The 7,556-nt window shown below is 73.1% G+C and carries 7 protein-coding genes; 5 read left to right on the forward strand and 2 right to left on the reverse strand.

Going from position 1 to position 7,556, the window contains the following annotated elements; all coding sequences use genetic code 11:
• Positions 1 to 137: 137 nt before the first annotated feature.
• Positions 138 to 1,400: an erythromycin esterase family protein gene (locus tag ACWCSD_RS43340; RefSeq protein WP_449923937.1), complete on the forward strand. Its 1,263-nt coding sequence runs from the start codon at positions 138 to 140 to the stop codon at positions 1,398 to 1,400.
• 36 nt (positions 1,401 to 1,436) lie between these two features.
• The gene (locus ACWCSD_RS43345; protein ID WP_449923940.1) at positions 1,437 to 2,966 is read left to right on the forward strand and encodes an FAD-dependent monooxygenase; all 1,530 of its coding nucleotides are present in this window, start codon (positions 1,437 to 1,439) and stop codon (positions 2,964 to 2,966) included.
• Between the two features lie 83 nt (positions 2,967 to 3,049).
• Here the strand turns inward: ACWCSD_RS43345 and ACWCSD_RS43350 are convergent, their stop codons facing one another.
• Entirely contained in the window at positions 3,050 to 3,676 is a 627-nt protein-coding gene (locus ACWCSD_RS43350) for a TetR/AcrR family transcriptional regulator (RefSeq protein ID WP_449923942.1), read from the reverse strand.
• Between the two features lie 96 nt (positions 3,677 to 3,772).
• Between ACWCSD_RS43350 and ACWCSD_RS43355 the strand changes: the two genes are divergently transcribed.
• The gene (locus tag ACWCSD_RS43355; protein ID WP_449923945.1) at positions 3,773 to 4,942 is read left to right on the forward strand and encodes a cytochrome P450; all 1,170 of its coding nucleotides are present in this window, start codon (positions 3,773 to 3,775) and stop codon (positions 4,940 to 4,942) included.
• Between the two features lie 129 nt (positions 4,943 to 5,071).
• The gene (locus ACWCSD_RS43360; protein WP_397162823.1) at positions 5,072 to 6,226 is read left to right on the forward strand and encodes a serine hydrolase domain-containing protein; all 1,155 of its coding nucleotides are present in this window, start codon (positions 5,072 to 5,074) and stop codon (positions 6,224 to 6,226) included.
• Here ACWCSD_RS43360 and ACWCSD_RS43365 read toward each other — a convergent pair.
• Entirely contained in the window at positions 6,189 to 6,428 is a 240-nt protein-coding gene (locus tag ACWCSD_RS43365) for a hypothetical protein (protein WP_397162825.1), read from the reverse strand. The genes ACWCSD_RS43360 and ACWCSD_RS43365 overlap by 38 nt on opposite strands.
• A gap of 329 nt (positions 6,429 to 6,757) precedes the next feature.
• On the opposite strand from ACWCSD_RS43365, the gene lgt reads away from it, so the two are divergent.
• On the forward strand, positions 6,758 to 7,556 hold a 799-nt coding region (gene lgt / locus ACWCSD_RS43370; protein ID WP_449923950.1), incomplete at its 3' end, for a prolipoprotein diacylglyceryl transferase.

A 7,556-nucleotide genomic window follows, 5' to 3' on the forward strand; every position in this document is an offset into this window, starting at 1 on the left:
GTCGCGGAGCTGGAGGAAGCGGCGGCCGGCGGGCGCTAGGACGCGCCACCGGGCTCCGGTGACGCCTCCGCCCACGGTGTCACGCGCCTCCATCTGTCGTTCCTTCACCATTCCACGATCAGAATCGAGCTGTCCTTATGCCCGCTTCGTCCCGCCTCGACCCGTTCGCCGACTGGCTTCGCGGCCACGCCGTCCCGCTCACCCACCTCGACCCCGAGGCTCCGCTCGACGACCTGGAGCCGTTGCGCGACCTCGTCGGCGACGCGCGCGTCGTCGCGGTCGGCGAGAATTCCCACTTCATCACCGAGTTCTCGGTCATGCGCCGGCGCATCCTGCGGTTCCTGGCCGAGCGCTGCGGCTTCACCGTCCTGGCCTTCGAGTACGGATTCAGCGAGGGCGTCCCCCTGGACGCCTGGGCGCAGGGCGAAGGCACGGACGACGAGCTGGCGGCCCGGCTCGCGACGGCGATCCCCGTCGGGGTCGACGAGCCGCTGCGCTGGATGCGCCGGCACAACGCCTCAGCGGCCGAGCCGGTGCGTTTCGCCGGGATCGACATCCCGGCGGCCGGCGGGTCCCTGCTTCCCGCCCTGGCCCCGGTCGCCGACTACCTGCGCCAGGTCGATCCCGAGACCCTCCCGGTGATCGAGGAGGCGATGCGGATCGCCGGGTCGTTCGCCGGCGCCTCCGCGGCCTCGGCCGCGCCGGCCTGGACCCGCCTGGCAACCGCCGAGCAGGACGCCCTCAGCGCGATCCTGATGCGGCTGCTCATACGCTTTCGCGCCGTGGAGGTGTTGTACCTCTCCCGTGCCGACCGGCCCAGCTACGACCTCGCCCTGCGCCGCCTTGAGGCCGCCTGCAGCGCCGACTACGGCTTTCGCGCCATGGCCGGTCTGTACGCCGGCACCGGCCTGACCGCCGACACCTCGGCCAGGGACGTCTACATGGCCGGGTCGGTCCAGTGGCACCTGGAACGTTCCGGTCCCGAGGCCCGCATCGTGCTGGCCGCCCACAACGCCCACATCCAGAAGACGCCGGTCTCCTTCAACGGCCGGCTCACGGGGCTGCCCATGGGGCAGCACCTGCACAACCGCCTGGGCGACGACTACGTCGCCCTCGCCCTGACCAGCCCCGCCGGACACACCGCCGACATGCGCCCCGACGAGAACGCGCGCTTCGGCTTCGCCATCGACGACACCGCGCTGCAGCCGCCCGAGCCGGGCAGCGTCGAGGCCGCCTTCGCCGAGGCCGGGCTCGGGCTCAGCATCGCCGACCTGCGCCAGGCGCACGGGATCGCCGGTCCCGACCGCATCCGGATCCAGGGCGCCTACCTGCACACCCCCGTCCTGGAGGCGTTCGACGGCGTCCTCAACACCCCGACCTCCACCGTCGCCGACCTCTGAAACCCGACACGCGACAGATCGTAAGGAAAGTGACCGATGAAGAACGCCGACGTGATCATTGCGGGAGCCGGACCGGCCGGCCTCATGCTGGCGATCGAACTGAGCCTGGCCGGGGTGCGGCCGCTGGTGCTGGAGCGGCACCCGAACCGCCGCGACACCCCCAAGGCCGGCGGCCTCGGCGGCCAGATTTTGGAGCTGCTGCGCTACCGGGGCCTGCTGGAGCGCTTCCAGGCTGCCTGCCCCGGCCCCGCCCCGGCACCCCGGTTCCCGTTCGGCGGGGTGCACCTGGACTTCACCCGGCTGGCGGACCCGCCGCTGCACGCGCTGCCGCTCCCGCAGCAGCACCAGGAACGGCTGCTCGACGAACGCGCCGGCGAGCTCGGCGTGGACGTACACCGCGGGCACGAGGTGACCGGCGTGAACCAGGACGACGCCGGGGTGAGGGTGGACGTGCGGGGCCCGGACGGACCGTACCGGGTCAGCGCCCGCTACCTGGTCGGCTGCGACGGCGCGCGCAGCCGCGTCCGGGACTGGGCCGGCATCGGCTTCCCCGGCACCGTCTACCCCGAGGTCAACCGGCTGGCCCAGGTCACCCTGACCGACGAGGTCACCGTGCTCGGCGACGGCGATCTCGACGTCCCCGGCTTCGGCGTGATCCGCGCCGGTTTCACCCGCACCGACCACGGCCTGTTCGGCCTCGGCTCCTCACCCGGCGCCCGGAGCGTCTCCCTCTACACCATCGAGGACGAGACCACCGACTACGACGACGACGTCCCGATGACCCTGACCGAACTGCAGGACAGCATGCGCCGCGTGCTCGGCGTGCACCTGCCACTGGCGGGATCGACACGGCTGTCGCGCTTCACCTTCAAGGCCCGCCAGGCCGAGCGCTACCGGGCCGGGCGCATCCTGCTGGCCGGGGACGCGGCGCACCTGTTCCCCGCCACCGGCGTGGCGCTCAACGCCGGCCTGCTGGACGCGGTCAACCTGGCCTGGAAACTGGCCGCCGACCTGCACGGCCGGGCGCCGGACGGCCTGCTGGACACCTACCACGCCGAACGCCACCTCGCCGGCGCCCGCACCATGCTGCACACCCGCGCCCAGGTCGCGCTGCGACGCGGGCACGACGCGGCCGCCGAAGCGCTCCGTGAGATGGTCCAGGAGTTGCTCACCGACGAGCAGCCGTTGCGGCGCATGGGATCCATGGTCGCCGGCGCCGACATCCGCTACCCGATGCCCGGCCCGAACCCCCACCCCCTGGCCGGGACGTTCGCACCCGACCTCCCGCTGCACACCGGCCAGGGAACCACCTGCGTCGCCGAACTCCTGCACCACGCCAGGCCCGTCCTCCTCGACCTCGCCGACCGCGCCGGCCTTCGCGAGGCCGCCCGCGCCTGGGGGCAGCGCGTCGACGTCCACACCGCCAGGACCGACCGGCGACCGTCCGACGCCCTGCTGATCCGCCCCGACGCGCACGTCGCCTGGGCCGCATCCGTCGACGAACCCGCCGACACCGCCGTACCGGCGCTGCACGAAGCGCTCTCCGTCTGGTTCGGCACCCCCTGACGTGGACCGGAAGCCGACCGGATGCGGGCAGGTCCGTACCGGTCGGGCAGGGGGCCACGTCAGGGGCCACTGGAACCAGCGGATCAGGAATCCGGTGACCCGCTCGCGGTCGCGGACGCCGGCCGCTCCCGCCCGGCCGCGCCGACGAGCGGGAGGACGACGTCGTCGACGATGGAGGTGATCACGTCGTCGGCGAGCGGCAGGCCGCCCAGGACCACCTCGTTGCGTGCCAGGTCGAAGGGCAGCCGGAGCACCCGGGCAGGAAGGTCGGCGGTGGGGATCTCGCCGCGCTCCGCGGCGCGCGCCAGGACGGCGGCCATCGCGTGCCGGGTCGTGGAGCGTGCGATCCACGCGCGCACCGCGGCGGCGGCGTCCGGGTCGCGGGCCGTTTCCGCGAGCAACCCGGCCAGCACCTCGCCGCGGACGGCGCCGAACCCGTTGACGGCCTCCCGCAGCAGGTCGATCAGGTCCGGGCGCAGGCCGCCGGTGTCCGGCACCGCGGCGACGGGCGGCGCCGCGCGTTCCATGGCCGCGAGCGCGAGCTCGGCCCGGGTGGGCCAGCGCCGGCTGAGCACCGGGCGGCTGGTGCCGGCCGCCGCCGCGACCGCCTCGAACGTCAGCCTGGCGTATCCGGCCTCGTGCAGGATCTGCCAGGTCGCGTCGAGGATGGCGTCGTCCAGTCGCTGTCCCCGTCGGCGCGTGGGCGTCATCGGACCACTCCTTAAGATGCGCTTCGAATCTTATCTGTGCTAGCGTGCGAGGGTGCAATTAGATACGTTGTGCATCTTACGGAGGATCGGCAGATCATGACGGAACCCGCCGCCGGCGGCCTCCCCGGCCTGCCGACCGTCAAGTCCTGCCCGTACCTCCCGGCCGACGGCCACGGCCCCGGCCCTGTCACGAAGGTCCGGTTGCCCGACGGGCGCCAGGCATGGGCGGTGACCGGATACGCCGAGGGCCGCGCCCTGCTGGCCGACCCCCGGCTGACCGCCGACCGCGCGCACCCCGGCTCGCCCCTGCCGCTTCCGTTCCCACCCGGCCCGCGCACCCGGCCGATGTTGCTCGGCGCCGAAGGGAAGGAGCACCAGCGACAGCGCAGAGCGCTGATCTCCGCGTTCACCGTCAGGCGCGTCACGGCGCTGCGTCCCCGGCTCGAACACCTCGTGCACGGGCGGCTCGACGCCCTGCTGGCCGCCGGGCCGCCCGCCGACCTGGTGGCCGGCTTCGCCCTGCCGGTGCCCTCGCTGGCGATCTGCGAGCTCCTCGGCGTCCCGTACGAGGACCATCCCTTCTTCGAGCGACAGGCCAGGCTCCGGCACGACGCCGAGCAGGCCCCGGCGGCCATGGCGGAACTCGGCCGCTACCTCGAAGCCCTCGTGCGGGCCAAGCAGTCGGCCCCCGGCGACGGCCTGATCGACGCCCTGCTCGCCCATCAGGCCGAGCAGGGCGCGACCGACCTGGACGAGGTCACCGGGCTGGCGCTCGTCCTGCTGATCGCCGGCCACGTCACCACCTCCAGCATGATCTCGCTGGGCACACTCGCGCTGCTCGAACACCCCGGGCAGCTCGCCGCCGCACGCGACGGCACGCTCGGGTGGCCCGGCGTCGTGGAGGAGCTCCTGCGGTACGTCGCCAGCGAGGGCACGCTCCCCCGGGTGGCGATCGAGGACGTCGAGATCGGCGGGCAGCTCATCCTCGAAGGCGACGGCGTGCTGATCGTCACCTCCGTCGCCAACCGCGACGAGGCGCTGCTCGACCGCCCCCTGGAGCTGGACGTGCGGCGGCCCGCCGGACGACACCTCACCTTCGGCCACGGCGCCCACCAGTGCCTCGGGCAGAACCTGGCCCGCGCCGAGCTGGAGACGGCCTTCCGCGCCCTGTTCACCCGCATCCCCACGCTCACCCTGGCCGCACCGGCCGGCGAACTGACCACCACGCGCGGATCGGGCCTGGAGAGGCTGCCCGTCACCTGGTGACGGACTCCGTGGACCGGCCCGGACTACTCCCGGCGTCGTAGCCGGCCGCGCACTGGTCCCCTGGCGGTAGCGGCAGGTCACTCCGCCGGCAGGACGCCCCCGGGCGGCGGCGCGACCATCATGGCGGGCATGAGATCAGCAGTGAATGACCGGGAGAGGTCGGAGGTCCTGGGTTCCGCGCTGGACGGCGTGCGCCGCGCGGGCGTGCCGGGCGTGTACGCCGAGGTGCGCGACGGCGGCCGGGTGTGGCAGGGCGCCGCCGGGGTCGCCGACCTGGAGACCGGCCGTCCCGTCGAGCCCGGGATGGCGCAACGGGTCGGCAGCATCACCAAGACCTTCGTCGCGGCCGCCGTCCTGCAGCGGGCCGAGCGGGGCGACCTCCAGCTCGACGCGCCGATCGGCCGCTACCTGCCCCGGCTGGTGCCGGGCGGGCGCGGGCAGCGCATCACCGTCCGGATGCTGCTCAACCACACCAGCGGCATCGCCGAGTACCTTCCCGCCGCGTTCCCGTCACTGGGCGGATTCCCGTCCCTGCCGGACGTCTCGCCGGACAGCCTGGACGGCAACCGGTTCACGTACTTCCCGCCGGCCGAGCTGATCAGGATGGGGCTCGCGGCGCCTCCGACCGGCGAGCCCGGCGGCTCTCCCGGCGTCTACTCCAACACCAACTACATGATCCTCGGCCGGCTGCTGGAGCACGTGACCGGCGCCACGGCCGAGGGGTACGTCACCCGGCACGTCATCGAACGCGCCGGGCTGCGCAACACCGCCTTCCCCGGCGGGCCGAGGATCGAGCAACCGCACCCGCGGATCTACGAGTCGTTCTTCGGCATGATCGACCCGCCCCGCGACTACAGCGTGTACGACATGTCCTGGGTGCGGACGGCGGCCTCCCTGGTGTCCACCATGGAGGACCTCAACACCTTCTACGGCCTGCTGCTCTGCGGCGAGATCGTCGGCCTGTCCATGCTGGCGGAGATGCACCGCACGGTCCCGGTCCGCGCCCACACCGGGGAGATCATCGACTACGGCCTCGGCCTGCAGAAGGTCGAGATCCCGGGAGGCGGCACCTGCTGGGGCCACGGCGGCACGGTCTGGGGAGCCACGACGATGTCGCTGACCCGCGACGACGGCAGGCGGCAGATGTCCATCACGACGAACCTGGCGAGATGGAACAGGCCGGACGCGTCGGGCAGGCCCCGGCCCCATCCGATCGACGCCGCCCTGGCCGCCTTCAGCCGGCAGGTCATGGGTCCTCGCAGCAGAGGCGGCAGCCGTGCGTGACCGAGCCCCTGCCGCCGCCCGCCGTGACCGGACGCGGGGTCACGTCCCGCTTGAGCTGCTCGAAGGCGCTCTCCTGCTGGTAGAGGCCCTTCTCGCCGGCCTCGATCCACTCCTGGGCCTTCACGATCGCGTCGAGCAGGGCGTTGTACTCGGCCTTGGCGCCGGCGCCCGAGAGCCCGTCCGCGCCGGCGAACTCCCGCACCCGCTGGATCTCGATGCCGCGCAGCGCGGACCGGTCGGGGGCGGGGACGAGCCGCAGGGCTTCGTTCAGCTTGACCAGGTGCTCGACGGTCCAGGGGCCGGTGATCGCCGCGAGGACGGTGGTGTCCGTGAGAGGCAGGATCTGGTGGTTGGTCTGGGGCTGTACTCCTGGGGAGCGTACGAAGCGAGCAGTCCGACGCCTTTACAACGTAGATTCCTTACGCCTGGATAGAGATCAGGCCGTCGGGGTTGCTCGCGGGGTATCGCGGATGGCTCGCGATCAGGTCACGGGCACGGCCTCGGGGCCGCCGGTCGGCTAGCGTCACCGGCATGCCCCTCGCCTCGATTCCCAGCCCTTCCCAGGGGGTCTGGCATCTCGGATTCGTCCCGATCCGGGCCTACGCGTTGTGCTTCATCGTCGCCATCGCGTTCGGCATCTGGCTGAGCGAGCGCCGCTGGCGCGCCCGCGGCGGCGAGCGGGGCACGATCGGCGACATCGCGATGCCCGCGGTCATCTTCGGGCTGGTCGGCGGCCGTCTGTACCACGTCCTCGTCGACTGGCAGACCTACTTCGGCCCGCGCGCGATCAAGGAGCCGTACCAGGCGCTGTTCGTCTGGGAGGGCGGGCTCGGCATCTGGGGGGCGGTCGCCCTGGGCGGCGTGGGCGTGTGGCTGGCCTGCCGCCGCCGGGGGGTGCCGCTCGGGCCGGTGGCCGACACGATCGCGCCCGGCATCGCGTTCGGGCAGGCCATCGCCCGGTGGGGCAACTGGTTCAACCAGGAGCTGTACGGCAGCCCGACCACCCTGCCGTGGGGCCTGGAGATCGACCAGGCGCACGGCGGCCTGCCGGGCACGCTCTACCACCCGGCGTTCCTGTACGAGTCCCTGTGGGACGCGGCCCTCGGCTTCGCGCTGATCCTGGCCGGCCGGCGGCTGCGGCCGGACCGCGGTCGGCTGTTCGCCCTCTACGTCGCCGGTTACACCGCCGGACGGTTCTGGATCGAGGGGCTGCGCATCGACCCGGTCGGCGGCGTGGACCACGCGGTGACGCTGCTGGGCCTGCGGATCAACCAGTGGACCTCGATCGCGCTGTTCGCCGGTGCGCTGATCTTCCTCTGGGCGACTCGCC

It is taken from the genome of Nonomuraea sp. NPDC001684, assembly GCF_053596515.1.